Consider the following 26,696-nt stretch of genomic DNA (forward strand, 5'->3'; position numbering starts at 1 on the left):
GGGCTTCCGGAATCGGTTGTCCTGCTATCAGCAAGAAAGGCGGGACGCCGCGCGGGCGCCCCGCCTCCTTGGCTGGTCAGGACCGGATGGGGACTGGACCTACTTGGAAATCACACCAAGACGGGTCTTGAAGGACGCGTCGAGGGTCTTTTCGACACCCTGGACGTCCTTGCCGGCAACCATGAGCTGGGCGCCCTGCAACAGCGGCAGCGTGGAGAGGTCCTTGGCGACGGCCGTCTGCCCCTCGCCGAGCAGCTTCTCGCGCTCGCCCTTGTCCACGGTCGTGAGCTGCTTCTTGATCAGCTCGGTGACGGTGGGGTTTTCGTAGTGGTTCTTGAGGAAGTTGCCCGGGATGAAGAACGGGGTCAGGTAGTTGTCGGCGTCGGAGTAATCCGGGAACCAGCCGAGCTGGTAGACAGGGTAGACGTCCTTGGTGCGGTCCTTGGAGTAGGTAACCCATTCGGTGGACTGCAGGTCAACCTTGAACAGGCCGGACTTCTCCAGCTGCTCCTTGATCATGGCGTACTCGTCGCCGGAAGACTTGCCGTAGTGGTCCGGGTTGTACTGCAGCTTCAGGGTGACCGGCGCGGTGACTCCGGCGTCGCTGAAGGCCTTCTTGGCCTTGTCGATGCTGGGCTTGCCGCTGCCGTCGCCGTACATCTCCTTGAGCGGGGTGATCGCGCCGACGAAGCCGTCGGGAACCACGGAGTACGCCGGCAGGTAGGTGCCCTTGTAGACCTGGCTGGCGATGGCATCGCGGTCAACGACGTCCGCCATGGCCTGGCGGACGGCGAGGGCCTTGGCCGGGTCGGCGTTGGCAGTCTTGGCACCGAACGGCATGGTGTCGAAGTTGAAGACGATGTAGCGCAGCTCACCGCCCGGACCCTTGTGGACCTTGACCTTGGAGTCCTTCTCCAGGTCGGCGGCGTCGGTCGCGGTCAGGCTGCGGCCGGCGACGTCGATGTTGCCCTGCTGGACGTCGAGCTTGAGGTTATTGGAGTCCGCGTAGTACTTGATCGTGGCGCTGTCGTTCGCCGGCTTGCCGAGCAGGCCCTGGTAGTCCGGGTTCGCCTTGAGGCTGACGAGCTCGTTCTTCTTGTAGCTCTCGATCGTGTACGGGCCGGCGAAGGGCTTGCCCTTGACAATGTCGTCGTCGCTCATCAGCTTGTCGGCGGCGAAGACCTCTTCGTCGACGATCGGGCCGGCGTTCGCGGCGAGCACGCCCGGGAAGACCTGGTCGTTGCCTTCCTTGAGCTTGAAAACGACGGTGGAGTCGTCTTTGACTTCGACCGAAGCGAGGTTGCCCAGCAGCGAGGCCGGGCCGTTGTCGTCGTTGATCTTCACGACGCGGTCGATCGAGAACTTCACGTCGGAGGACGTCAGGGCGTGGCCGTTGGCGAACTTGAGGCCCGGCTTGAGCTTGACGGTGTACTCCGTCGGGCTCGTGAAGGACGCGGACTCGGCAATGTCCGGGGTGGAGTCCGCCGTTCCGGGCTTCGAATTCATCAGGAACGGGTAGATCTGGTTCATCACCATGAACGAGCCGGCGTCGTAGGAGCCAGCCGGGTCGAGGGTGACGACTTTGTCCGTGGTGCCGTACGTAATGGTGCCTCCGCCTGCGGCGCTGCCGGAGGACGTTCCGCCGCCGGAAGGGCCGGTGCAGGCCGTCAATGCAAAGGCGGACACCCCGGCAAGCGCGATGGCGCTCTGCAGGGCCTTTTTGTTCATTGCCATCTGTGAACTTTCTGTTCGATGAGTACTAGTGCGCAGCCCGAAGTAGCTTGACTCGAGGGGCGCCCACTGTCCTGATTCCTAGATTCAACCAGAAGACCATGGCGTGAATCGCACTATCTTGTGAGTTGAGACACAAAATTTACACGATTCCACCGAACTCATCGTTTTCTTCAGCGAAAGGCCCCGATCTTCGGCACCCTGCGGCCGGAGCCGGGTTCGCCCGCGGGCACCGCCGGACATGCCAGGTGCGGTTAGAGCGCGGCGCGCTGCAACGACCGCGCCGCGTCGATGGTGGCCTGGCCCAGGACCCGGCTGCCCTGGTAGAGCACCACCGTCTGGCCGGGGGCGACGCCGCGCAGGGGTTCTGTCAGCGTGACTACGAGGTTGCCGGACCCGCCGGCGTGCTCCATCCGGGCCGTTGCCGGCACCGGGTCCCCATGGGCGCGCACCTGGGCGTGGCAGTCGAACTCCTCGCCGGTGGCGATCTCCGCGATCGGCAGCCCGGCCCAGGAAACCTTGATGCCGCGGATCTCATCGATCGCCAGCAGGGCCTCGGGACCCACAACCACCTTGTTCTCCTTAGGCCGGATTTCCAGCACAAAGCGCGGCTTGCCGTCGGCGGCCGGGGTGCCCAGCTTGAGGCCGCGCCGCTGGCCGACGGTAAAGGCGTTGGCGCCGGGGTGCTCGCCGACCTTGGCGCCGGATTCGTCCACGATGTCGCCGGAGGTCATCTCGATTTTCTCGGCCAGCCAGCCGGCGGTGTCGCCGTCGGGGATGAAACAGATGTCATGACTGTCGGGCTTGTTGGCCACGGACAGCCCGCGGCGCTCGGCCTCGGCGCGGACCTCGGCCTTGGAGGGGGTATCCGCGAGCGGGAACATCGAGTGCCGGAGCTGCTCATGGGTGAGGACACCGAGCACGTAGCTCTGGTCCTTCGCCCAGTCAGCGGCCCGGTGCAGCTCGGGGTTGCCCTCGGAGTCGGTGATCACCTTGGCGTAGTGGCCGGTGCAGACGGCGTCGAAGCCGAGCGCGATCGCCTTCTCCAGCAGGGCTGCGAACTTGATCCGCTCGTTGCAGCGCATGCACGGGTTGGGCGTGCGGCCGGCAGCGTATTCGTCGATGAAGTCCTGGACGACGTCTTCCTTGAAGCGCTCGGAGAAGTCCCACACGTAGTACGGGATGCCGAGCACGTCGCACGCCCGCCAGGCATCGCGCGAATCCTCGATGGTGCAACAGCCGCGGCTGCCGGTGCGCAGTGTTCCGGGCATGCGGGAAAGCGCCAGGTGGACCCCGACGACGTCGTGGCCGGCCTCGACGGCGCGGGCTGCGGCGACGGCTGAATCGACGCCGCCGCTCATGGCTGCAAGAACTCGCATGCTGGCTTTCTCTCGGAAATGGAAGGTTCGCGGAAGCCGGAAATAACACAACGCCCGCTTGCCCAGTCTATCGCCACGCCGATTCCTCCCCCAAAAAGCCTTGACGGCGCCAAGCAGCAATTCTAAAGTCGACATTAGCAGTTTTAGAGTTGGCGGGCGTGATAAGCACGGTTGGGACTGGCGAGATGACTGGCGAAAACATCGTGATTGTGGGCGGCGGCCTGGCCGGAGCCACCGCCGCTAAGACCCTGCGGACGGAAGGCTTCGAGGGGCCGGTCACCCTGCTCGCCGAGGAGGCGCATGCACCCTACCTGCGCCCGCCGCTGTCCAAGGAATACCTGCTGGGCAAGGCAGGCGACGAGTCGCTGCCGGTGGTTCCGGCCGGCTGGTATGCGGAGCACGACGTCGACCTGCTCCTGGGCGTCCCGGTCACCGGGCTGGACACCGCGGCACGGACCGTGGCCCTCGGGGACGGCCGCCGGCTCCGGTACTCGGCGCTGCTGCTGGCCACCGGGGCCAGGCCGCGTTCGATTCCACTGCCCGGCAGCGACCTCGACGGCGTCATGACCTTCCGCACTCTCGAGGACAGCCGCCGGCTCCGGGACGCCCTCGCCGGCGGGGGCCGGAACGTGGTGATGGTCGGCTCCGGCTGGATCGGGATGGAACTGGCGGCCGCGGCGAACTCCTATGGCAACTCTGTCACCTTGCTGGGGCTCGAACAGGTGCCGCTGGCAGCCGCTATTGGCCCCGAACTGGGAACGTTCTTCCGCTCGCTGCACGAGTCCCGCGGCGTGCGGTTCCGCCTCCCGGCGTCGGCCGCCGCGATCAGCGGCGCGGCCGGCCGGGTCACCGCCGTCCGCACCGATGCCGGCGAAATCCTGCCCGCAGACCTGGTGATCATCGCCGTCGGCGTCGTCCCCGGGACGTCGCTCGCCGCGGCCGCAGGTATCGAGGTGGAGAGCGGGATACTCACGGACGCCTCGTTGCGGACGTCGGCTCCCGGAGTCTTTGCCGCCGGCGACGTCGCCAATGCCCTGCATCCCTTCACGGGCGGGCACCACCGCAGCGAGCACTGGTCCAATGCGCTCAACGGCGGGAAGGTTGCCGCCAGGGCGATGCTCGGCCGGGACGCCGTACTGGACACCGTTCCGTACTTCTACACGGACCAGTACGACGTCAGCATGGAGTATTCCGGCTTCCCCAGCCTGGTCGAGGGCCCGCCGGTGCTGCGGGGTTCACTCGAGCGGAAGGAATTCCTCGCCTTTTGGCAGCGCGGCGGCCGCGTGGTCGCGGGCATGAACGTCAACTGGCCGCGTTCCGACAAACCGCAAAAAGCCATCAAGGCACTCATCACGGCGGGCGCCGCCGCCAGCCCGGACTCCTTGGCGGATCCCGACATCCCGCTCGAACAGCTCCTGCGGGAGGGCTAGCCCTGGGCGGCGGACCGGCGGGCGACGGTCCCGGCGGTCTGGATGCTGGACTCGTGTCCGGCCATGCCGGCCTGGCGGGCCCGCGTATAAGCCGCGGGCAGGGCCGCCAGTAGGGCATCGACGTCAGCCTCCATGGACGCGTGGCCAAGGGTGAAGCGCTGGGCACCCCGCGCGGTGTCCTCATCCAGGCCCATGGCGAGCAGCACGTGGGAGGGACGCGGCACGCCGGCGGTGCAGGCGGAGCCGGTCGAGGATTCCACCCCGGCAAGGTCCAGCAGGAACAGCAGCGAGTCGCCCTCACAGCCGGGGAAGGTGAAGTGCGCGTTGCCCGGCAGCCGGCCGGCCCCGGGGGCTCCGCGCAACACGGCCTCCGGAACGGCAGCGCGGACGCCGTCGATCAGCCGGTCCCGCAGCGCGGCGACTCGCGCTGACTCCGCTGCAAGCTTGCCGGTGACTGCCGCCGCCGCGGCGGCGAAGGCCGCGATAGAGGCGGTGTCCAGGGTGCCGGAGCGTACGTCGCGTTCCTGTCCCCCGCCGTGCTGGACCGGGGTCAGCTTCACGGCACGTCCCAGCAGCAGGGCACCCACGCCGACCGGGCCGCCGATCTTGTGCCCCGAGATGGACATGGCATCCAGGCCGGTTGCGCGGAAGTCAACGGGCACGGAGCCGAACGCCTGCACGGCGTCAGAGTGGACGGGCACGCCGGCGGCATGCGCCAGCCGCACGATCTCCGCAACAGGCTGGATGCTGCCAACCTCGTTGTTGGCCCACATGACGGTGACCAGCGCGATCGAGGCGGGGTCGTCGGCCAGCTCCGCCGCCAGCGCGGCGAGGTCCAGCACGCCGTCGGCGTCGACGGGCAGCCAGCGCACATCGGCGCCTTCGTGCCGTTCGAGCCATTCGACGGTGTCCAGCACCGCGTGGTGTTCGACGGCGGAACACAGGATCCGGGTCCGCCGCGGATCCTCGGCGCGGCGGGCCCAGTACAGGCCCTTCACGGCCAGGTTGTCCGCTTCCGTGCCGCCGGAGGTGAAGATCACTTCGGAGGGATGTGCCCCGGCCGCGGCGGCCAGGGCCTCGCGGGCATCCTCGACGGCCCGGCGGGCGCGGCGGCCCGATCCGTGCAACGAGGACGGGTTGCCGGTGCGGGCAAGCTCCCGCGTCAGGGCAGCCAGCGCCTCCGCGGCGAGCGGTGTGGTGGCGGCGTGGTCTAGGTATACGGGCACAGCCCAATTCTACCGTGGCGGCTTGCTCCGCACCGCGCGACGGCGCACTGGGCGGCACCGCGCGTGGCGCCGCGGGAGGGCACCCGGGCAGCCCGGGCGCTGGTGTACATTCAAGCGGTGAAAGCGTCCCTGTACCTCGTCCTGGCCACCCTGTTCTGGTCCGGAAACTTCGTCGTTGGCCAGGCGGCGGTCGCCTCGATGTCCCCGCTGGACCTGACCTTCTGGCGCTGGACGCTGGCCGCCCTGCCGCTGGTCGCCCTGGCCCACTTCGTGGAAAAGCCCGACTGGCGGGCGGTCCTGCGCCGCTGGCCGGTACTGCTGCTGCTGAGCGCGCTGGGGATGAGCGGCTACACCCTGCTGCTGTACAGCGCACTGGGCTACACCTCCGCGATGAACGCCTCCCTGATCACGGCGGCCAACCCGGCCCTGATTGTGGTGATGGCGATCTTCCTGCTGGGCGAGAAGACCACCCGGCTCGGCTGGACCGGAATCGGCCTGGGGCTGCTGGGGGTGCTGCTGGTCCTGACCCGCGGCGATTTGCAGCGGATCGCCAGCCTCTCCATCAACACCGGCGAACTCATGATGATCGGCGCCATCGTGGTCTGGGGCAGCTACACAATCATCGCCCGCCGGCTGGATGTACCCGCCATTGCCGCCACCGCCGTGCAGGTCGCCATGGCCACCGTCACGCTCGCCCCGCTTGCCCTCGCCCTGCACGTGCGGCTCCCGGATACCCCGGCGGAGGGCTGGTCGCTGGCCTACATTGCGGTCTTCCCCTCGCTGGGCGCATACCTGTTCTGGAACCTGGCGCTCAAGACCACCCCGCCGGGCACCGCGGGGAACTACCTGAACCTGATGGTGGTCTTCACGGCCGTCATCACCGTCGCGCTTGGCACACCCCTCACGCTCGTCCAGGTCGCGGGCGGGATCATGGTCGTTGCCGGGGTCCTGCTGACCGGCATCAAAGGCCAGCCGAGGCTCAAAGCGGCCTGATCCGGGCGCAGCACTGGGCCGGAGCGGCGGCTCCCTGCGCCCTGAGGTCCTCGATGGCGAGCGCTTCCACCCGGTCTGGATCTTCCCCGCAGCCTTCAGCGGCCCCGGCCAGGAAGGCGCCGTTCATGGCGCACACCACGTCCGCATGGCCCTGGGCCACCCGGTGGAAGGGGCAGTTGAGCAACACTAAACCGCCGTCGCCGGAGCCGTCCTCCGCCGGCCGGTAGCCCTCCGCGGTGAGCAGCGCGGCGAGGCCGGCCCCGCCGCCAGTTTCCGCGGCGGCCCGGCCGCGCGCCCGGGCGCCCCGCAGCAGCGCGTCCCGGGCGGAGCCGCCGTCGGCCGCCGACTGTTCAATGGCGCTCACGAGCAGTTCGGCGGCCAGGTCGTAGTTGCGCTCCGGAACGGACGCCGAGACCTCCTGGACGGCCGCGCGGTACAGCTTGGCCGGGCGGCCGGAACCGGGCCCGTCCCGGCCGCCGAGCTTGCGGAACTCCACCGCCAGCAACCCGTCGTGGACGAGGCGGTCCAGGTGGAACGACGCCGTGCTCCGCGCCAGTCCGAGCGCCCCTGCCGCGTCGTCGCGTCCTACTGCCTGCTCCGCCGCGGCGACGAAGTCGAAGAGCCTGCGGCGGTTTTCATCGGCCAGGGAGGCGACGGCGGCCACCCTGCGGCTCCACGGAAAGCGGTTCATCAAACCAGCCTAGCTCTAAAAACAAGATCCATTGCTTAACTCCCGGAACGGTTCTAAAATATGTATATCTAATTTTAGAACTCAGGAGCTGGAAATGAAATCTTCAACAGCACTTACGGCGGCCCCGGCGGTCGCGGCCGGTCCGCAACGCCAGGCCTTCCTGCTGCTGCGCACGGTCTTCACCGTTGCCCCGGTCATTTTCGGCCTGGACAAGTTCACCAACCTGCTCACCGACTGGACGATGTATCTGGCACCGGCGGCCACTGCGGTCGTTCCCCTGCCGGCACAGACGTTCATGTACATCGTCGGCGTCGTCGAAGTGATCGCGGGCCTCGCGGTGGCGGTCCGGCCGCGTTTCGGCTCGCTGCTGGTCGCCGCGTGGCTGCTCGGCATCATCATCAACCTGCTGGTCCTGGGCAGCTTCTTCGACGTGGCCTTGCGCGATTTCGGCCTCCTGGTCGGGGCGCTGGCCCTGAACAGGCTCTCGCCCGGGAAGACCCGGTAATCCTGTTCGCTGCCGCCGTCGCAAGGTCCGTTGCGGCGGATCAGGACGACGGCGGCAGCACGGCCAGCCGGGCGGCGACGTCGGCGCGCGCGGCTGCGAGCGCCGCAGGGCCCGGGCAGGACACGGAGATGTAGACGGACGAGCCTGCCTTGGCGAAGAGCCGGGCATAGTTGGCGGTCGACCGGCTCCCGGCCTGTTTGCCGCCCTCAAGCACAAGCACCTCGACGCGCGGTCCCGGTTTGTCCGGCTCGCCGCCCCAGCGCAGGCTGGCGGTCTTGAGGTAGGACGGCAGGATGCTGGCGTCCAGGTAGCGGAACAGGGCCTCGGTGGATGCCTTGTCATCACCCGGGACGGCCAGTGGCCACTGGTTCACACGCATCTTGGCGGAGACCAGGCAGCCGTTGGCCTTTCGGTACTCGCTGGCGCCGGCAACGTCCCGTTTGCCGGGCTTCCAGCCCGGAGCGTCCCGCAGCCCGTCGGAAATCCGCACCGGCACCCCGGCCGCGAGGCGGTCCCCAGCAGCCAGGGTCAGGTTCCGGGCAGCGACTGCTTCTGCGTCGTACCCCGGCGTCACGGTCGGGGTGGCGAGGGCGGCGGCGCTGCTTGCCGGTTTCGGCGCCGCGGGATCCGGAACGCCGACGCTGCAGGCGGCCAGCAGGGGAAGCAGCGCCAGCAGCGCACCGGGCGTCCGCGGCCAGGCCCTCCGCTGCGGCCCGCCCGGCCCGCCCGCGTCCTGACAGTTGCCCATGCCCCGCGCTGCCACGTTTCTCTCGTTCCCTCCCATGTGTCGTTTTCCTCTGCCTACGCCAGGACCCGGATCGCGCCGGGAACCACGTCGATGTTCAGCGGCAGCGGGCCGATCCGCTCCCCGTCCGCGTAGGCGACCACTCCTTGCGCCTCCAGCTCAACCCGCCGGACCCGGCGGATCTCCACGGCCGGGTGGCTCACGTGCCGGCCGGAAAAAACCTTCGGGAACACCGCGAGGAAGCCGGCGCGGGACAGCGGCCGGACGATAAACAGGTCCAGGTAGCCGTCGTCGAGCACGGCGTCGGGCACCACCTTCATGCCACCGCCGATCGACTGTCCGTTGGCCACCGAGATCAGCATGGCGCCCTGCTGCCAGCGTTCGCCGTCGGCCGTGACGGTGTACTCGATGGCGCGGAAGGTGGCCAGTTCGCACAGCATGGCGAGGTTGTACCGGGCCTGTCCGCGCGGGCGGCGCCAGGCGTTGGCGCGCTCGTTGACCGCGGCGTCAAAGCCCGCGGAGACCACGCCGGCAAACCAGTGCGTCCGGCCGCCCGAGCTTACCCGGCCGGCGTCGATCAGGCGCCCGCCCGACTCCAGTGCCGCCAGCACCCGCTCGGCGGCCGCCGGGATGTCGTGCCGCGGCAGGCCGAGCGCCCGTGCCATGTCGTTTCCGGTTCCGCTCGGAATAATGCCCAGCGGCGTCTCGCCGAACGTGGCGCCCGAGCCGGCGAGCGCGTTGACACCGAGGTGCACCATGCCGTCACCGCCGGCCACGACCAGGGCGTCCACCCCGTCGGCCAGCGCCTTATCCACGGCCCGGGCCAGCTTCTCGTAGCTGTCCTCGCACAGCAGCTGGACCTGCGCCCCGGCCGCGCGGAAGCATTCCGCGGCTTCCCGGCCGGCTTGCTGCCCGCGGCCGAAGGAGGCGCGCGGGTTGACGGCGAGGGCGATCTTCATGCGCTGAATTATGCCAGCCACCGGGAACCATCCGCGGTTGCGCACTCGTTATTCCCCCAGCCGGTTAAACTGGCCACGCCGGAACTCCAGGCCGGCCCGGCTCCAACGACGCAAAGGAATCGTGCTTGACGCAGGGCAACAGCTCGCATTACCAGGTCCTCAGGATCCCCGTCACGGCCACGGACAAGGACATCAAGGTGGCCTACCGCAAGGCTGCCCGCACGGCCCACCCGGACCACGGAGGCGACGCCGCCACGTTCCGCCGCGTGACGCTCGCCTATGAGACCCTCATCGACGCCAAGCGCCGGGCCGACTACGACCGCTCCTACGGCAGCGGCACGGCCTTTTCCAGCCGCACCGCTCCGGCCGAGGAAGGGGCCCACTTCGACGCACCGGCCGCCGGAAGCCGGGCCTCCGCGCATGTCCGCCGGCCCAATACGCCGCGCAACACCGCCGCGGACGCACCGGTCTACGTCCCGTCCTTCGAGGACGTGGCGGCAGGCGGCGGGGTGCCGCTGATCCCGGAGTCGGTGGCCCGCCAGCAGGTCCACGGTATGCCGCGCCGGCGGGGAATCTTCGGCGCAGAGGCACGCATCCAGCGCGAAATGCGCACTGTGCAGCTGATCACCCGGCAGATCCTGCCCGCCATCCCGGCCGCCCGCCTGATCAACGGCCTGCAGTCCCCTGCGGATAACAGCCATATCGACCACGTGCTGGTCTCCGGCTACCGGCTGGCCATCATCGGTTCGATGCTCCTGCCGCCGGGGGCCTACGCCTGGAACGGCAGCACCCTGAACCACGGCGGACGGTCCATCGCTCCGCCGCAACTGGCCCACGTGGTGCGCCGGATGCAGGACATTTTCCCCGAGCTGAACGTCACCGGCTGGACCGTCATCCACAGCACCGACGGCAACCTGCACGAACCGGTGATTGACCGGCACGGACGCTCCCGGGACCGCGGCGACAGCCACGAACTCGTGCAGGTGGTCAATGCGGCCGGGCTGGCCCGCGGCCTCAAGCAGTTCCTCAGTTCGGGGCCGGCCCCGAATACGGTCAATGTCCCGGTGCTCGCCCGGCTGCTGCGCGGAATGCACTAGCGGACAGCCGGCTCGCTAGGATGGGACCGTGTTCCGCATCCTCTTCCACAGCCCTGAAATCCCCGGCAATACCGGCAACGCCATCCGGCTGGCCGCCATCACGGGGGCCGAGCTCCACCTCGTGGAGCCGCTGGGCTTCGACTTCTCCGATGCCAAGCTGCGCCGGGCCGGCCTGGACTACCACGACCTCGCCGTCGTCACCGTGCACCGGGACCTCGACGCCGCGTGGGAAGCGCTGCAGCCGGAGCGGGTCTTCGCCTTCACCTCCGACGGCGAGACCTCCTACACGGACATCAGTTACCGTCCCGGCGACGTGCTGATGTTCGGCCGGGAATCCGTGGGCCTCTCCGAGGAAATCAAGCACGACCCGCACGTGACCTCCCGCGTCCGGCTGCCGATGCTGCCGGCGCTGCGCTCGCTGAACCTGGCCAACGCGGCCTCGATCGCCGTGTACGAGGCCTGGCGCCAGCAGGGCTTCGCGGGCGCCAAGCTGTAGCACCGTCCCGCCCCGGATGCCGGGAAGAGCCGGCTCTCACTATCCCGGAAGTCCGGCCCATCCGCTCCCACCCCTGCGCCGAATCCCTTCTGAGAGAGCATTCACGGCGAGCGGCGGAGGGAGCGAGGAGCGGCAGGTGAGAACAATGCAGGCGGATAGACGCCCGGCCCGTTGGGCTGCGGGCAACCACAGTGCTGTCAACACCCGTCCTGACCCGCTATCGGCGGCACGCACCTTATGCTTGAAGGTGATGGAAACTCCGAACGCCCCGAACCGCGAGGCCACAGCTCCCCCCAGCGCCTCAGCCGACGTAAACCGCCGGCTGGTCGTGCTGCTCGGACAGATCGCCGACGGGGACCAGGCCGCCTTTGCCGAGTTTTATCAGCTGACCTCGCGCAGAGTTTTCGGCATGGCGCGCCGGGTCCTGATCGATGCCGAACTCAGCGAGGACACCACCCAGGAGGTCTTCCTCCAGGTCTGGCAGAATGCGGCGAAGTTCAACGCCGACGCCGGCAGCCCGCTCGCGTGGCTGATGACAATTGCCCACCGCCGGGCGGTGGACAAGGTCCGGTCATCGCAGTCCTCTACCGACCGGGAGGCCAGGTACGGGGCTAGCAGCCAGGAAATCGACCATGACTCGGTCTCGGACGAGGTCGGCAGCCGGCTCGAGGCCGAAGCCGTGGTCCGCTGCCTGGACACCCTGACCGAGACGCAACAGGAATCCGTCCGGCTCGCCTACTACGGCGGGCTCACCTACCGGGAAGTCGCAGAAAAGCTCAACGCGGCCGTTCCCACCATCAAGTCCCGCATCCGCGACGGACTGATCCGCCTGAAGACCTGCTTGGGGGTGAGTTGAGATGAACGATATGAATCCACAGGGCAGCGGACGCGCGCCCGGCAGCTTTGGCGCCGACATCGCCAGCGACCTCAGCTCCGGCCGCGCCGTTGACCTCGCGGAGGTTTACGCGCTCCACGCCCTCGACGACGCGGAACGCATCGCCGTCGACCGCTACCTCGCGGACGCGCCTCCCGCGGAGCGCGCCGAGTTTGAGGAGCGGGTCCGGCAGGCACACGAGACCCTGACCATGAGCTTCCGCGCCGAGGAGGCACCGCCTGCCGGGCTCTTCGACCGTATTGTTGCGGCCCTGCCCGCACAGGTGGCCGGACCGGCCGTCGACGGGCAGCCGGCCCCCGCCGCTCCCCCGGTAGTGGCCCGGCCCGTCCGGGAACACTCCGAACTTCCGGTCACGGACGAACTCGGTGCCGCGCGCCAGCGCCGCGATGAGCGCAAGCGTCCGCAGGGAATGCGCAACTGGCTGGTCGGCGTGGCTGCGGCCGCCGCCATCGCCGTGGGCGGCGTCGGGGTCGGCGCGTATGTCGCCAATCAGAACGACCCGCTTGCCCAGGTGCGCCAGGCCGGCGACGTGCGCCGCGCGACCGTCGACGTCGTCGGCGGCGGCACCGCCTCGCTGACCCTCTCCGCTTCCCGGGACGCCGCTGTTGTAGAAATGAACGGCGTCCCCGCCCCGCCCACGGGCAAGGTCTACCAGATGTGGCTGATCCCTAAGGACGGCTCGGCCCCGGTCTCCAAGGGCCTGATGGACGCGGAGGCCCTGTCCAAGCCGGCTGTTGTTACGGGGATCGGTTCCGCTGCCTCCCTGGGCATCACGGTGGAGCCTGCCGGCGGCTCAAAGTCACCCACTCTGCCGACCGTGGCCGCCGCACCGCTGGGCGCCTGACACCTGGGAACAACAAAGCCGCGCGGGTCCCGAATGTTCGGGGCCCGCGCGGCTTCTGACTGCCTGCGGCGCTAGACGACCAGCGAGAGCAGCATCACGAAGGCGAAGCCCACCACGGAGATCAGGGTTTCCATGACGGACCAGGTTTTGAAGGTCTGGCCGACGCTCAGTCCAAAGAGTTCCTTCACCAGCCAGAAGCCGGCGTCGTTGACGTGCGAAAGGAAGAGCGAGCCGGCCCCGATCGCGAGGGCCAGCAGGGCCGCGTGGGTCGGAGTGAGTGAGCTGGCCAGCGGCGCGACGATGCCGGCCGCGGTCACGGTGGCCACGGTGGCGGAGCCGGTGGCCAGCCGGAGCGCCACGGCCACGAGGAAGCCCAGGAGCAGCACGGACATGTTGGCGCCTTCGGCCCATTTCTTCACCGCGTCGCCGACGCCGGCGCCGATCAGGGTCTGCTTGAAACCGCCGCCGGCGCCCACGATCAGCAGGATCGCGGCGATCGGCCCCAGGCTCGCGCCGATCTTGGTGGTGATCTTGTTGCCGGTGAAACCGACGGCGTAGCCGAAGGTGCCGATGGCGAGGAGCACGGCGAGGGTCATCGCCACGAGCGGCTGGCCCACGAAGTCGAAGAAGACCCTGATCCACGGTGCGGTGGCGGGGTCCGGCCAGATGATGTCCACGACGGCTTTAAGCAGCATCAGCACCACCGGGAAGATGATGGTCAGCAGCGTGACCGGGAAGCTGGGCTGGCGCTTGACGCCCTCCAGGTCGGCGCCGTGCTGGGTGTCGATACCGCCGGCGACGGCGGGGGCGCCCACCGGTACCCACCTGGCGGCGAGCCGCGAAAACAGCGGCCCGCAGATGATGACGGTGGGGATGGCGACGAGGAGCCCCAGGGCGAGGGTCGTGCCAAGCTCGGCCTTAACGGCGCTGATCGCGATCAGGGGCCCCGGGTGCGGCGGCACGAGGCCGTGCAACACGGACAGCCCGGCCAGCGCGGGGATGGCAATGCGCATGAGCGGCATCTTGGAGCGCTGTGTGACAAGCACGATCACCGGGAGCAGCAGCACCAGGCCGATCTCGAAGAACATCGGCAGGCCGATGATCACCGCTACGAGCGTGATGGACCAGACCACCCGGTTGCCGCCGGCCTTGGCGAGCAGGGTGTCCACCACCCGGTTGGCGCCGCCGGAGTCCGCCAGGAGCTTGCCCAACATGGCGCCGAGGGCGATCAGCAGCCCCACTTCTTTCAGGACGCCGCCGACTCCGTCCTCGAAGTTGGTGATGATCTTGGCCAGTTCCACGCCCGAGGCCAGCCCGACGAAGGCGGAGCCGAGCACCAGGGCGAGGAAGGGGTGGAGCTTGAACTTGGCGATCAGCACCACGATCAGCGCGATGCCGAGGGCTGCGACCACCAGGAGCTGGGTGTCGTGGCCGGTCCAGGCCTCGACGGCAGCGGGAAGCTGCATTGCTGCAAGAGAATTCAAAACGTGTTCCTAGCGGGAATGGGGGATGGCGACCGGCACCTGGTCAGTGCGCGGTCGGTGCGCGGTAGGTATGCGGTCAGCGCGCGGCGGCGTCGGCGCCGTCGAGATGGAGCCGGTCGATGATTTCCTGGGCTTCGTCGGCGGGGGTTGCGCCCACGGAGAGGGTGATGAAGTTTTCGTCCCCGGTGGGCGCTTCAAGGGCGTCGAACTGGGATTCCAGCAGGGCCGGCGGCATGAAGTGGCCGTGCCGGGACGCCAGCCGGTCCGAGATCCGCTCCTTGCTGCCCTCCAGGAAGACAAACACCACGCCTTCTCCGCGGAGCACGTCGCGGTACCGCTTCTTCAGGGCCGAGCAAGTGACGACGCCCGGCGTTCCGGCGGCCGTGTGCGCCCGGATCCAGGCGGCGATGCTGTCCAGCCAGGGCCAGCGGTCTTCGTCGGTCAGCGGCTGGCCGGCATGCATTTTGGCCACGTTGGACGCGGGGTGCAGGTCATCTCCCTCCGCGAGATCCCAGCCCAGCCGTCCGGCCAGCAGGCCCGCCACGGTGGATTTGCCCGAGCCCGAGACGCCCATGATGACCAGAACGGGGTGCTGCGCAGTCTTCGCCATTAAAGTCTGCCTTCCATCAATAAATATGATTTAAACAATGGCAAGCATATGGCAGCGGCCAGCCGCGGGCAACTAGAAGCCGGCGATGGTCGACGGGCCGTTGACGGCAACTACGTGGAACGCCTCGGCGCTACGGCCCGGGGCGAGGCCGCCGCGTTCTCCGGCCGCGAGCATAAGACCGCGGACGGTGCGTTCCATCGCCTCGGCGTCGGGGTGCTGGCTAGTGTGGATGTGGATGGCCGCCAGTTTGTTCTCGAGGTGACCGGTGACGTCGACGAAGTGGTTTTCGCGTTCCTCCGGGCCGGCGAAGAGCCAGAGCCAGGGCAGCTTGTAGGCCTCCAGACCCGCGTCGGCCAGCTCCGGGTAGGCGAAGGGGTTCTCCAGGGCCGGGTAGACCGCCCGGGTCACCGCTTCCCCCACCGCCAGGTGGTCCGGATGGCTCTTCTGGATCCGCTTCCAATTCCGCTCGGGATGCATGGCCAGCACGACGTCGGGCCGGAGCCGGCGGGTCAGACGGACCACCTCCCGGATGACATCATGCGAGGGTTCGAGGTAACCGTCGCGCTGGTGCAGGTAGTGGATGTCGGTGACGCCGACGAGTGCGGCGGCGCGCTGCTGCTCCTCGGTCCGCAGCCGGACGATTTCATCCCTCTGCTCCGGGTCGAAGCCGCCGGCGTCGCCGTCGGTCATGATGCAGTAGCTGACCTGGACCCCGGCGTCGGTCCAGGCGGCGATGGTGCCGGCCGCGCCGAAGTCGATATCGTCCGGGTGCGCGGTGAAACAAAGCACCCGCTCGATCCGGTTGCGGTCCGGATTGAACGGGCTCTGTGCCGCGGGGGCGTGGGTGCTCACGGCTCAGCCTTTGCGTTTCTTGATTTCTGCGGTCGCCTGCGGCAGCACTTGGAAGAGGTCGCCGACGATGCCGAAGTCGGCGATCTCGAAGACCGGCGATTCGGCGTCCTTGTTCACCGCGACGATCACCTTGGCGGTCTGCATGCCGGCCTTCTGCTGGATGGCTCCGGAGATACCGGCCGAAATGTAGAGCTGCGGGGAGACGGTTTTGCCGGTCTGGCCGATCTGCGCGTCGTGGCCGATCCAGCCGGCGTCCGTGGCGGCTCGGGACGCGCCGAGAGCCGCGCCCAGAGCGTCCGCGAGGTCTTCCAGGGGGCCGAAGTTTCCGTCCACGCCGCGGCCGCCGGCAACGACGATCCGGGCTTCGGAAAGCTCGGGGCGCCCGCTGGCCGCCTTCTCGCTCCGGGCGACCACCCGGGCCGCGCCGGCCGTGGCGTCGGACGGCAGTTCGACGGTGACGGGCTGCAGGGCGGTGGCGGAGGACAACGTGGCCGGCTCGGGGACGACGCTGTTGGCCTTGACGGTGAGCACGGCCACCGGGGTGGTCGCCTTTGCCGTGGTGGTGTACGAACCGGCGAGCACCGATTTGTGCGCGGTTCCGTCCGGGTCCACGGCGACAACGTCGGTGATCACGCCGGCGCCGAGCCTGATGCCCAGCCGGGCCGCGATTTCCTTGCCTTCAGCCGAGTTTTCGGCCAGTACGACCGTGGCCCCGGACGTGCCCGCGGCGGCCGCGAGGAACGCTGCCTTGGGGCCGACGAGGTAGTCGTTGAGGTCCGCGGCCGCGGGGACGTAGAGCTCATCCGCGCCGTAGGCTGCCAGGGCCGCGGCGACGTCGTCCTGCAGTTCGCCGTTGAAGGCGACCGCGGTCTCGCCCAGGGAGCCGGCGATGGTGAGCAGTTCGAGGCTGGACTTCTTCAGCGCCGGGCCCGGGGTGTCGATGAATACGAGAACTTTTGCCATGTCTGGATCTCCCCTTAGAGCAGCTTCTGCGCGGCCAGGAACTCGACCAGCTTGATGCCGGCGTCGCCTTCGTCGGTGATGATGGTGCCCGCCGTCCGCGCCGGCCGGGCCTCCGCGGTTTCGACGACGGTCCAGGATCCGGCCAGCCCCACCTGTTTGGGGTCGACGCCGATGTCCGCGAGCGTCAGGGTGGTGATGGTCTTCTTCTTCGCCGCCATGATGCCCTTGAAATTCGGGTAGCGGGGATCATTGATCTGGTCGGTGACGGACACGACGGCCGGCAGGGTGGCCTCGACGGTATCGGCGTGGGAGTCCCCGTCGCGGCGGGCCGTGAGCTTGCCGCCGTCGAGGTCGAGGGAGGATGCAAACGTCACCTGCGGCAGGCCGAGCCGCTCGGCGAGCTGGGCGGGGACCAGGGAGGTCTCGCCGTCGGTGGAGGCCATGCCGGTCAGGATCAGGTCCGCGGGGGCGTCGGCACCGAGGTGCCTGATCGCCGCGGCCAGCGCAAGCGACGTGGCGGCGGCATCCGAGCCGGCGAGCGCATCGTCGCTGAGGTGCACGCCTTCGGTGGCGCCGATCTGCAGCGACTTCTTGACCGCGTTGACGGCGCCGGCCGGGCCCATGCTAAGGGCGATGACCTTGTTGCCGGCGGCCTCGCCGCCGCGCGCCTCGATCAGCTGCAGGGCCGCCTCGAGGGCGTACTCGTCCAGCTCCGACAGGATGCTTTCGGAGCGGTCCGTGGTCTTGTCCCCGGCGCTGAGGTGGCGGTCGAACTGCGCATCAGGTACGTGCTTGACCAGCACGATGATCTTCAAAGTCTCTTCCACTGTGTCTACAGCAGCCTTCCATGCGGGGGGCAGCCAGCCGGGTGGGGTCGTGGCCAGGGAACACCCGGAGGTGCCGGGTTGCTCCTAGCTAACCATATAGCGCGGGCCCGCCGCGGCCTGGGTTAACGCCTGTGTCAGGGCCTTCCGGAGGCAGCCGGTGCCGGTATGCAGACTTGCTCCGGGTCCAGGAACGGACCGACGGCCGGCACCCCCAAGGGTGCCGGCCGGCGTGCTCTTGCGGTTACGCTCTTCCGGTTACTGCTCGGCGGCGGCCCCGAGGGTCACGTCGAGTTCCTGCTCCTGGCCGCCCCGGAGGACCGTCACCTTTACGGTCGCTCCGGCGGCCTGCTCGCGGACGGCAGCCGTCAGTTGGTTCGGATCGCTAATGGTCCGGTCTTGGAACTTGGTGATCACGTCGCCGACCTTGATGCCGGCTTTGTCGGCGGCCGAACCGGGCTCGACCGTGGCCACGTCGGCGCCGACGGAGAACCCGGAGGATGAGGAGCCCGCAGCCTTGGACTTGACGCTTACGCCAAGCTGGCCGTGGGTGGCCTTGCCCGTGTTGATGATCTCTTGCGCGACCCGCTTGGCGTGGTTGATGGGGATGCTGAAGCCGACGCCGATGTTGCCGCTGCTGCTGCCGCTGGCGTCCCCGCCGGCGGAGGCGATGGCGACGTTGACGCCGATGATTTCACCCTTGCTGTTCACCAGCGCGCCGCCGGAGTTGCCGGGGTTGATGGCCGCGTCGGTCTGGATGACGTTGATTGAGATGCTGCCCTGGTCGGCGGTGCTCGGCGCCTGTCCGCCGCCGGGAGGCGCGAACTGGAAGCCCTGGTCGCCGCCCTGGGAATTGTCGGCGCCGCCCTTCGGGGCGGCGGAGGATGCCACGCTAATGGTCCGGTTCAGTGTGGAGACGATGCCGTCGGTGACGGTTCCGGTCAGGCCAAGCGGGGATCCGATGGCGACGGCCGTGTCCCCGACGTTGAGTTTGCTCGAGTCGCCGAGGGTGGCCGGGACCAGGCCGGCGGGGTTGTTGATCTTGATGACGGCAAGGTCGGAGAGGGGGTCGGTGCCGACGATCTTCGCGCTGAAGACCTTGCCGTCGCTGGTGCGGACCTCGACGGCGGCGTTGGCTGTCTTGCCGTCCAGCGTGACGACGTGGGTGTTGGTGAGGACGTGGCCTTCCCCATCGAGGATGATCCCGGAGCCGGTGCCACCGTCGCTGCCACTGGTGGCCTTGATGGTCACGACGCTGGGCGAGGCCTTCAGGGCCGCGGCGGTGATGGCGTTGACATCGTCCTTGTTGTTCACGATCACGGTGCCGGACTGGCTGGTGCCGCCGGTGGAGGCCAGCGGACGGTTCCCGATCAGTGCGTTGCTGCCGGCTACGACACCGCCGCCCACCAGGCCGGCCGCCAAGATGCTGGCCACGAGCGTCGGTACGCCGAAGGCGGCCTTGCGCTTGGGCGCATTGCTGGGGTGGTTGAAGGCGTTGCTGTGGGACACCGGGCCGGCCGGCGGCTGGTTGCCGTAGCCAGCGTAGGGTCCGGAGCCCGGGGCGTAGGGCCCGGTGTTGGACGCGCCGGGCTGGCCGTGACCGGGCTGGGACGACGGGGCGCCAAACTGCTGGGTCTCGGGCGCCGGGTGCTGGCCGTAGGCCGGCGGGCGCTGCGGATAGACGGGCCGCGGCGCGTCATCCGCCGGCCGGTCCAGCCTCATGGTCGGGTTTTCCTGGGCCGAGTCCTCCGCACGCGGGGGGTGCTGGGCCGCGGCGGCGCGCTCCCCCGGTTCCACCGGCTCCCGGTTCTTGATTGATGGATCCGGTGACGCGCCCTGCATTGGGTTCTCAGTCATGGGACTTCCTTTCATCCTCGTCTGCAGTCAATTATGGCCGCGCTGGCTGGAACAAGAGCGAACATTCGCTGGGAGGTTCCTGAACGCCGTCCGGCCGGACGGACGGGGCGGTGAAGCATCATCGTTCGGGCTTCAGCGCGTTTCGCTGGTGGCATATTCCCCGCGGTGGACGCCCTCCGGGGTGCACCATAGAATCAAATGGAATTGCCTCAGCGACCTGCGGCTTTGCACCTGCGTGGGGGCGCTGTTGCGTTCTGGGACGACCGGCTCGGCCCGATCCGGTCACAGAAGTGCTGAAGGGTTGCACATGCGGTCAATGATGAAACGATTCCTCGCCGTTCTCGGCGTCGCGGGACTGCTGGCGCTCCCAGCCGCTCCCGCCCTTGCAGAAGATCCGGTGACCATTCCTTCGGGACAGAACATCGTCGACAGCGGCAACGTGCTGGGCAACCGCAAGGGCGAGGTCCAGGATGCCATCCAGAAGCTCCTCAAGGACCACAAATACAACCTTTACGTGGTCACGGTGAAGACTTTTGAGAACCCTGCCGATCCCAAGGCCTGGTCCCAGGCCGTGGCGACAAACAAGGGCATGGGCCGGGCCGACGTCATCCTGGCCATGTCCGACGACGGTAAGTACTATTTCTCCCCCAACTCGGCCAGCGCCATTTACTCCAAGACCAGCACCATCAGCCAGAACGCGATCGTCGCGAACCTGGCCGGCGGAAAGCGCGACTTCGCCCAGGCGGCGATTGACACCGCCGCTGCCGTCGGCGACGCCGCCGGTGGCGGCAGCGGCTCGGTCCCCTCGGGCGCGGGCGCCGGCAACGGCGTCCTGGTCGGCGTCGGCGTAGTGGCCGCCGGCGGCGTCGGTACCTACCTGTACCTCCGCAACCGCCGGAAGAAAGCCGCCGCGGTAAGCGGCGCAGGCTACGGCCCGCAGGGTGCCGAGCTGGACCCGCTGGCCGGAATGAGCGTCGAGGAACTGCGCCGCAAGAGCGGCTCGCTGCTGATCGAAGCGGATGACGCCATCAAATCCAGCGAGCAGGAACTTGGCTTCGCCCAGGCGCAGTACGGCGACGCCGCTGTCGGCAACTTCACCAAGGCCCTGCAGGACGCCAAGGCCCACATGTCCGAGTCGTTCAAGCTGCAGCAGCAGCTCGATGACCATATTCCGGACACCGAGGAGCAGCAGCGTACCTGGCTCGGAGAAATCATCCGCCGCTCCGAGGCGGCCCTGGCGTCCCTCCAGGAGCAGAAGGCGGACTTCGATTCGCTGCGCGAACTGGAGAAGAACGCCCCGCAGGCGCTGGCCGCCGTCGGCGCCGGTGCCGAGGAAGCCGGGACGAAGATCGCCGCAGCGGAAGAGTCCCTCACCGGGCTCCGCGCCAAATACGCGGAGAGCGCGCTGGTGCAGGTCGCGGACAACATCAGCCAAGCCAAGGAACGGCTGGCCTTTGTGCAGAATGCCTCCGCCACGGCACGGGAAAAGCTCGACGCCGGCGAAGGAAGCCTCGCCGCTGTCGCCGTCCGGGCGGCGGAGGAAAGCCTGCACCAGACGAATGTGCTGCTCGGGGCCATCACCAAGGTGGCGGGCAACCTTGACGAGGCCCGCAGCGGACTCGAGGCCGCCGTTGTGGACACCTCGCAGGACCTGGCCCAAGCGCGGGCCATGATCCAGTCGGGCGCGCACCCCGAACTCGCCGGACCGGTGGCCGGGGTGGAGGCTGCGCTGGCCCAGGTGAAGGCGGAGATCCAGGGCGGCAAGATTGACCCCATCGCCACGCTGGAACGGGTGGAGAACGCGCACCAGTCCCTCGACACGGCCCTTACCGGCATCCGCGACCAGCAGGAGCAGGCCCGCCGGGCGCAGGCCTCATTGCAGCAGAGCATCATGTCCGCCCAGGCGCAGATCGGCGCCACTTCGGACTACATCACGGCCCGCCGCGGCGGGGTGGGCACCGAGGCGCGCACCCGGCTCGCGGAGGCCCAGCGGAACCTCGATTACGCGCTGTCCATCTCGCGCACCGACCCGGTCACGGCCCTGCAGTATGCCCAGCAGGCGCATTCCCTTGCCGCCCAGGCCGCGCAGCTGGCCCAGGCGGACGTGGACCAGTTCGGCGGCTACGCCAACCAGGGGTATGGCCGCGGCGGAATGTTCGGCGGCGGCGGAGGCGGAGGCCTTGGCGGCGCCATCCTGGGCGGCATCCTGATCAACTCCATCCTGCATGGCGGCGGTGGCGGCGGCTGGGGCGGCGGTGGCGGCGGCTGGGGCGGCGGCGACTCCGGCGGGGGCTGGGGCGGCGGCGACTTTGGCGGCGGCGGCGATTTCGGCGGCGGAGACTCCGGGAGTTTCTAGCCCGCCGGTTACAGACTAGGCGCCGGCGGACGCGTTCCGGCCGGCGGGTAGAAGCGGTACATTCACTGTTCACCGAATCCAGTGGCCACCACTGGAAAGGACGAAAGGTAACACCATGGTTAAGCAGTCCATTTTCGGCCGCATGGCGCAGCTGGCGAAGGCGAACATCAATTCCTTGCTGGACCAGGCGGAGGATCCGCAGAAGATGCTGGACCAGATGGTCCGCGACTACACGAACAACATCGCAGAGGCTGAATCGGCGGTCGCCCAGACCATCGGCAATCTGCGCATGCTCCAGGACGACTACAACGAGGACGTCAAGAACGCCCAGGACTGGGGCAACAAGGCACTCGCCGCCTCACGCAAGGCCGACGAGTACCGCGCCAAGGGCGACACAGTCGACGCCGAGAAGTTCGACAACCTTGCCAAGGTGGCCCTTCAGCGCCAGATCTCCTCCGAGAATGAGGCTAAGTCGGCGGAGCCGAGCATTGCGTCCCAGACCGAGGTGGTGGACAAGCTCAAGCACGGCCTGGATCAGATGAAGGGCAAACTCAACGAGCTCACCAGCAAGCGCAACGAACTGATCGCCCGTTCCAAGACGGCGGCAGCGCAGACCCAGGTGCATGACGCCCTGAGGAGCATCGACATCATGGATCCGACCTCCGAGGTGGGCCGCTTCGAAGAGAAGATCCGCCGCGAAGAGGCCAAGGTGCGGGGCCAGCAGGAACTCGCTGCCTCCAGCCTGGACGCCCAGTTCAACTCCTTGGAGGACCTCGGCGAACAGACCGAAATCGAGGCCAGACTGGCCGCCCTGAAGTCCGGCGGCGCCGCTCCGGCCCTGGGCGCCGGAAACGGCTCCGCCGCGCGCTCCACGGTGGAGGAAGCCGACTTCGACAAGCTCTAACCCTTGAGGCAGGGCCGGGCACCAGTGCGTGCCCGGCCTTTGCTGTGTCCCGGGGCGACGCTGATCCAGTAGCGTGGAGCCATGTCCTCGACCCTTGTCTGGCTCCGCGATGACCTCCGCCTTGATGACAACCCGGCCCTGGCGGAAGCGGCCGCGCTGGGCCGCCCGATCACCGTGGTCTATGTGCTGGACGAGGTGTCACCGGGCGTGCGGCCCCTGGGCGGCGCGGTGAAATGGTGGCTGCACCATTCGCTCGAGGCACTCGCCGCCGACCTCGAGGCGGCAGGCTCCCGCCTGCTCTTGCGGCGCGGCCCGGCCGACCGGGTCATCCGGGGGCTGGCAGACGAGACCGGAGCCTCCGTGCTGCTCTGGAACCGCCGCTACGGCGGCCCGGAACGCGTCATCGACGCCGGCCTCAAGGATTGGGCGGCACGCCGGGAGCTCAGCGCCTCGAGCTTCCAAGCCAACCTGATGTTCGAGCCGTGGACGGTGCGGACCGGCTCCGGGGGGCCTTACAAGGTCTTCACCCCGTTCTGGAGGGCCTGCCTCGACGCGACAGAGCCCCGGCAGCCCCTGGATGCGCCGCAGCGGCTTCCGGAGCCGCCCAAGGCAGACTCCGGCGGGCTGCCGGAGAGCGAAGCACTTCACAGCTGGGGGTTGCTCCCCCACGACCCGGACTGGAGCACAGGGCTCGCCGCCGAATGGACGCCGGGCGAGGCAGGCGCGCACGGCCGGCTGGAGGACTTCCTGGACGGGCCGGCCGAAGACTACGCCACGGGCCGGAACGTCCCAGGCGTCGAGGGCACCAGCAGGCTCTCACCGCACCTGCGTTTCGGCGAAATAAGCCCGTTCCGGGTCTGGCACGCCCTCCGGGAACGCTTCCCGCACAGTGCACCGGCCGACGTCGGGATCTTCCGCGCCGAACTCGGCTGGCGGGAATTCTGCTGGCAGCTGCTCTACGAGAACCCGCAGCTGGCCACCCGGAACTACCGTCCCGAGTTTGACCGCTTTGACTGGCAGACGCCGTCGGACGCCGAACTGCGTGCCTGGCAGCAGGGGCGCACCGGCTACCCCCTCGTGGACGCCGGCATGCGCCAGCTCTGGCAGACCGGTTGGATGCACAACCGCGTCCGGATGGCGGCGGCCTCGTTCCTGGTCAAGAACCTGCTGGCCGACTGGCGGCTTGGCGAGGCCTGGTTCTGGGACACCCTGGTGGACGCCGACGCCGCGAGCAACCCGGCCAACTGGCAGTGGGTGGCCGGCTCCGGCGCCGACGCCTCCCCCTACTTCCGGATCTTCAATCCGGTCACCCAGAGCAAGAAGTTCGACGCGGCCGGCCGCTACCTGCGTCAGTTTGTCCCCGAGCTTGCCAGCCTCGACGATAAGGCGGTGCATGAACCCTGGCGGGCCGACGGCGGCGGCGAGGGCTACCCGGCCCCCATTGTGGGGCTCCCCGAGTCCAGGGCCCGGGCTCTGGAGACCTACCAGCGGCTCAAGGACGGCTAGGAACAGCAAAGGCCCGGATCTGTTGATCCGGGCCTTTGCGTCGTGCCATTGGTTGCGGGGACAGGATTTGAACCTGTGACCTCTGGGTTATGAGCCCAGCGAGCTACCGAACTGCTCCACCCCGCGTCGCTTGATCAAGACTACCCTATTTTCGGCACCGCCCCGACCGCGGCCCGGTTTCGGCAGAGCATGGACCGCGCCACCTGCGTGAAGGTAAGCTCCGAAGAACCGACCGTCCGCCTGATCTGCTCGCGGATCCAGAGCCTCCGAGAGTTTGGGCCGTTTACTTCGAAGCCCGCACCAGCGGGCTGGACGGAATCCGCCGCAGGGACGGCGATCCTCAGGGAAACACAGAGGACACAGCATGATCGGACCAGAAGCAGCCACGCCAACGCCTGCGCCTGCGCCTGCGCCTGCGCGGAGCAAGCACCATCGGGCTCTTTTGCGGCCCGGCGTCAGAACGGCGGCAGTTGAGCCTTCGACGCCGACCAGGGCTCCCGTCCGTGACCGGTACTTGGACCTGCTGCGGGCCGTCGCCTTGTTCCGGGTGGTCGCCTACCACTCCTTCGCCAGCGCAGCCTGGCTGAGTATGGTCTTCCCGTCGATGGGCGTGATGTTTGCCCTCGCGGGATCCCTGATGGCCCGGTCACTGGAGCGTCCGGCCCTGGGAGTATTGAAGAGCCGGACCCGCCGGTTACTCCTTCCCCTGGGGCTGTACAGCGCCACCGTCCTCGTGCTTTTGCTGTGGGAGGGCTGGACTCCCGACGACGACGGCGGATCATGGCTCCAACTCGTTCTGTGGTTCGTCCCGGTCGGGGACCCTCCCTTCCCGCAAGCCGTCGGAACCGACGCGGGCCTGGTTGAGTCATCCTGGGCATCACAAGCGGAGGAAATCCTGTGGTACATCCGGGCCTACTTCTGGTTCATGCTGCTCTCACCGTTGCTGCTCACGTCGTTCCGTCGATTTCCCTGGCCCACGTTGCTTGCCCCTCTGGCCCTGATGGCCGTCATCGGCGTCGCAGCCGTCCCGCTGCCGGAGTGGGGGGCAAGCGGCATCACGGACTTCGCCACCTATGGCTCCTGCTGGCTCCTCGGCTTCGCCCACTATCAGGGACTCCTCCGCAAAATCCCCCGGTGGGCCTTTTTCACCGCAGGGCCGGCGCTCATGGCGTTGGGTTTACATTGGGCGTTTACCCACCCGGACGGTTCCGATATGGACCTGAACAACATTCCGCTCGCACAAGCCCTGTGGTCGCTCGGATTTTCCGCGATGCTTTTCCGGATTTCACCGTCCTGGCAATCGCTCCCGGGACCGTTGCGTTTCCTGGACAAGACCGTGACGTTGATGAACAACAGGGCCATGACCATCTATCTCTGGCACAACCTGCTGCTGGTCATCACGGTGGTGATCATTGACCGGCTATACGACATCGAGGCCGTCGCCGCAGCCATCCCCTGGCTGCTGGATGCCGAGTGGACCCAGTTCATTGGGGTCTGGCTCCTCATGGCTGTCCTGTTCCTCACGATCGGGTGGGTTGAAGACGTCGCTGCCAAACGCCATCCGCAACTCTGGCCCACAGGCTCACGAAAGCCTGCCCGGGAAAAGCGCGGCCCTGCGGCCGCCGGCGGTTCGCCGGACCGCCCGGCACGGATCCCGGCTGTGGGGAGTGAATCGGGACGTACCGTGGCCGAGCCACTGGTCACGGGAGTGCCCATCAGACGGGGAAAACTGACGGCCCTCCCACTGTCCCGGCAGGCAGGCCCGGTCCGTGCTTTCAGGTGCACGATCGAAGCTGGGTCCGACGATGACCCGCAGGAACCCCTGGCCCACGAGGGAGAGGAGTCGATCCATGTCCTGAACGGGCGGCTGCGGCTATCACTCGGGGGAACGGAGCAGATTCTGGCCGCCGGCGAGAGCGCCGACTTCGACCCACGGGTGCCGCACTCGTTCGGACGCGCCGGGACCGAAGCGGTGGACTTCCTGGGCTTCTTTGGGCGGCACAGCGAACTGGTTCACCTCTCCGGGGGTCAGGCTGTTCAGGCGGACGGCCTCTCTCGGCGCCCCTGATTCCGGTCCTTGGTCCGCTTAAAACAGAAAGTCCGCAACACCTTTCAGTGTTCCGGACTTTCTTTCCAGTTGCGGGGACAGGATTTGAACCTGTGACCTCTGGGTTATGAGCCCAGCGAGCTACCGAACTGCTCCACCCCGCGTCGCAAGAACAACTCTACCCGCCGGTGAACGCGCGGCCAAATCGAGGCGGCGTGATGTGCATCCCATCCCGGTCCGTAGGTGCTGCCCGGGCCGGGCCGTGTGGCAGAAACGGCAAAACAAAAGGCCGGATTCCCTGC

The 26,696-nt window shown here is 68.3% G+C and carries 23 protein-coding genes and 2 tRNA genes; 11 read left to right on the forward strand and 14 right to left on the reverse strand.

The window, feature by feature from the left end:
- Nucleotides 1-99: 99 nt before the first annotated feature.
- Together ACUYM2_RS12885 and mnmA are read right to left on the reverse strand one after the other, a co-directional pair.
- Nucleotides 100-1,734, reverse strand: coding sequence for an ABC transporter substrate-binding protein (locus ACUYM2_RS12885; RefSeq protein WP_481600413.1), 1,635 nt, complete (start codon nt 1,732-1,734; stop codon nt 100-102).
- A 251-nt stretch (nt 1,735-1,985) separates the two neighbouring features.
- Nucleotides 1,986-3,110, reverse strand: coding sequence for a tRNA 2-thiouridine(34) synthase MnmA (gene mnmA, locus ACUYM2_RS12890; RefSeq protein WP_481600414.1), 1,125 nt, complete (start codon nt 3,108-3,110; stop codon nt 1,986-1,988).
- A 185-nt stretch (nt 3,111-3,295) separates the two neighbouring features.
- Here mnmA and ACUYM2_RS12895 point away from each other — a divergent pair, with 185 nt between their 5' ends.
- Nucleotides 3,296-4,540 carry an NAD(P)/FAD-dependent oxidoreductase gene (locus tag ACUYM2_RS12895; protein ID WP_481600415.1) on the forward strand — a complete coding sequence of 415 codons (1,245 nt, stop codon included), beginning with the start codon at nt 3,296-3,298 and terminating at the stop codon, nt 4,538-4,540.
- On the opposite strand, the gene ACUYM2_RS12900 is transcribed toward ACUYM2_RS12895, so the two are convergent.
- Nucleotides 4,537-5,766: a cysteine desulfurase family protein gene (locus ACUYM2_RS12900; protein WP_481600416.1), complete on the reverse strand. Its 1,230-nt coding sequence runs from the start codon at nt 5,764-5,766 to the stop codon at nt 4,537-4,539. The two genes, ACUYM2_RS12895 and ACUYM2_RS12900, sit on opposite strands and share 4 nt — an antisense overlap.
- Before the next feature lie 117 nt (nt 5,767-5,883).
- Between ACUYM2_RS12900 and ACUYM2_RS12905 the strand changes: the two genes are divergently transcribed.
- A complete protein-coding gene (locus ACUYM2_RS12905) occupies nt 5,884-6,759 on the forward strand; it encodes a DMT family transporter (protein ID WP_481600417.1) in 876 nt (291 codons plus the stop codon).
- Here ACUYM2_RS12905 and ACUYM2_RS12910 read toward each other — a convergent pair.
- A complete protein-coding gene (locus tag ACUYM2_RS12910; protein WP_481600418.1) occupies nt 6,746-7,450 on the reverse strand; it encodes a helix-turn-helix transcriptional regulator in 705 nt (234 codons plus the stop codon). The two genes, ACUYM2_RS12905 and ACUYM2_RS12910, sit on opposite strands and share 14 nt — an antisense overlap.
- Nucleotides 7,451-7,544: 94 nt before the next feature.
- On the opposite strand from ACUYM2_RS12910, the gene ACUYM2_RS12915 reads away from it, so the two are divergent.
- On the forward strand, nt 7,545-7,955 hold the full coding sequence (locus ACUYM2_RS12915) for a hypothetical protein (protein ID WP_481600419.1): 411 nt from the start codon (nt 7,545-7,547) through the stop codon (nt 7,953-7,955).
- Nucleotides 7,956-7,995: 40 nt separating this feature from the next.
- Here ACUYM2_RS12915 and ACUYM2_RS12920 read toward each other — a convergent pair whose 3' ends face one another.
- Together ACUYM2_RS12920 and ACUYM2_RS12925 are read right to left on the reverse strand one after the other, a co-directional pair.
- Nucleotides 7,996-8,739, reverse strand: a complete 744-nt coding sequence (locus ACUYM2_RS12920) for a hypothetical protein (protein ID WP_481600420.1) — start codon at nt 8,737-8,739, stop codon at nt 7,996-7,998.
- Between the two features lie 17 nt (nt 8,740-8,756).
- On the reverse strand, nt 8,757-9,659 hold the full coding sequence (locus ACUYM2_RS12925) for a diacylglycerol/lipid kinase family protein (RefSeq protein ID WP_481600421.1): 903 nt from the start codon (nt 9,657-9,659) through the stop codon (nt 8,757-8,759).
- Nucleotides 9,660-9,784: 125 nt separating this feature from the next.
- Between ACUYM2_RS12925 and ACUYM2_RS12930 the strand changes: the two genes are divergently transcribed.
- From ACUYM2_RS12930 to ACUYM2_RS12945, 4 genes are all read left to right on the forward strand, one after another.
- The gene (locus tag ACUYM2_RS12930; RefSeq protein ID WP_481600422.1) at nt 9,785-10,756 is read left to right on the forward strand and encodes a J domain-containing protein; all 972 of its coding nucleotides are present in this window, start codon (nt 9,785-9,787) and stop codon (nt 10,754-10,756) included.
- Nucleotides 10,757-10,784: 28 nt separating this feature from the next.
- Nucleotides 10,785-11,252: a tRNA (cytidine(34)-2'-O)-methyltransferase gene (locus ACUYM2_RS12935; RefSeq protein ID WP_481600423.1), complete on the forward strand. Its 468-nt coding sequence runs from the start codon at nt 10,785-10,787 to the stop codon at nt 11,250-11,252.
- 250 nt (nt 11,253-11,502) lie between these two features.
- The gene (gene sigK / locus ACUYM2_RS12940; protein ID WP_481600424.1) at nt 11,503-12,108 is read left to right on the forward strand and encodes an ECF RNA polymerase sigma factor SigK; all 606 of its coding nucleotides are present in this window, start codon (nt 11,503-11,505) and stop codon (nt 12,106-12,108) included.
- 10 nt (nt 12,109-12,118) lie between these two features.
- Nucleotides 12,119-12,991: an anti-sigma factor gene (locus ACUYM2_RS12945; RefSeq protein ID WP_481601488.1), complete on the forward strand. Its 873-nt coding sequence runs from the start codon at nt 12,119-12,121 to the stop codon at nt 12,989-12,991.
- Between the two features lie 71 nt (nt 12,992-13,062).
- Here ACUYM2_RS12945 and ACUYM2_RS12950 read toward each other — a convergent pair whose 3' ends face one another.
- The 6 genes from ACUYM2_RS12950 to ACUYM2_RS12975 form a co-directional block, all read right to left on the reverse strand.
- On the reverse strand, nt 13,063-14,457 hold the full coding sequence (locus tag ACUYM2_RS12950) for a GntT/GntP/DsdX family permease (RefSeq protein ID WP_481601489.1): 1,395 nt from the start codon (nt 14,455-14,457) through the stop codon (nt 13,063-13,065).
- Between the two features lie 94 nt (nt 14,458-14,551).
- Complete coding sequence (locus tag ACUYM2_RS12955; protein WP_346959550.1) at nt 14,552-15,085, reverse strand: gluconokinase; 534 nt, start codon at nt 15,083-15,085, stop codon at nt 14,552-14,554.
- 72 nt (nt 15,086-15,157) lie between these two features.
- Nucleotides 15,158-15,937, reverse strand: a complete 780-nt coding sequence (locus tag ACUYM2_RS12960) for a PIG-L deacetylase family protein (protein WP_481600425.1) — start codon at nt 15,935-15,937, stop codon at nt 15,158-15,160.
- A gap of 3 nt (nt 15,938-15,940) precedes the next feature.
- Entirely contained in the window at nt 15,941-16,900 is a 960-nt protein-coding gene (locus ACUYM2_RS12965) for an electron transfer flavoprotein subunit alpha/FixB family protein (RefSeq protein ID WP_481600426.1), read from the reverse strand.
- Between the two features lie 14 nt (nt 16,901-16,914).
- Nucleotides 16,915-17,715 carry an electron transfer flavoprotein subunit beta/FixA family protein gene (locus ACUYM2_RS12970; protein WP_481601490.1) on the reverse strand — a complete coding sequence of 267 codons (801 nt, stop codon included), beginning with the start codon at nt 17,713-17,715 and terminating at the stop codon, nt 16,915-16,917.
- A gap of 267 nt (nt 17,716-17,982) precedes the next feature.
- Entirely contained in the window at nt 17,983-19,581 is a 1,599-nt protein-coding gene (locus tag ACUYM2_RS12975; protein ID WP_481600427.1) for a S1C family serine protease, read from the reverse strand.
- Nucleotides 19,582-19,888: 307 nt separating this feature from the next.
- Here ACUYM2_RS12975 and ACUYM2_RS12980 point away from each other — a divergent pair, with 307 nt between their 5' ends.
- From ACUYM2_RS12980 to ACUYM2_RS12990, 3 genes are all read left to right on the forward strand, one after another.
- Nucleotides 19,889-21,937 carry a TPM domain-containing protein gene (locus ACUYM2_RS12980; protein WP_481600428.1) on the forward strand — a complete coding sequence of 683 codons (2,049 nt, stop codon included), beginning with the start codon at nt 19,889-19,891 and terminating at the stop codon, nt 21,935-21,937.
- Nucleotides 21,938-22,052: 115 nt separating this feature from the next.
- Nucleotides 22,053-22,841: a PspA/IM30 family protein gene (locus ACUYM2_RS12985; protein ID WP_481600429.1), complete on the forward strand. Its 789-nt coding sequence runs from the start codon at nt 22,053-22,055 to the stop codon at nt 22,839-22,841.
- An 81-nt stretch (nt 22,842-22,922) separates the two neighbouring features.
- Nucleotides 22,923-24,347, forward strand: coding sequence for a cryptochrome/photolyase family protein (locus ACUYM2_RS12990; RefSeq protein WP_481600430.1), 1,425 nt, complete (start codon nt 22,923-22,925; stop codon nt 24,345-24,347).
- Between the two features lie 49 nt (nt 24,348-24,396).
- Here ACUYM2_RS12990 and ACUYM2_RS12995 read toward each other — a convergent pair.
- Nucleotides 24,397-24,473, reverse strand: a tRNA-Met gene (locus tag ACUYM2_RS12995).
- A gap of 388 nt (nt 24,474-24,861) precedes the next feature.
- On the opposite strand from ACUYM2_RS12995, the gene ACUYM2_RS13000 reads away from it, so the two are divergent.
- On the forward strand, nt 24,862-26,415 hold the full coding sequence (locus tag ACUYM2_RS13000) for an acyltransferase family protein (RefSeq protein ID WP_481600431.1): 1,554 nt from the start codon (nt 24,862-24,864) through the stop codon (nt 26,413-26,415).
- Between the two features lie 69 nt (nt 26,416-26,484).
- Here the strand turns inward: ACUYM2_RS13000 and ACUYM2_RS13005 are convergent.
- Nucleotides 26,485-26,558, reverse strand: a tRNA-Met gene (locus ACUYM2_RS13005).
- Between the last annotated feature and the right edge of the window lie 138 nt (nt 26,559-26,696).

It is taken from the genome of Arthrobacter sp. SD1074B (assembly GCF_056780195.1).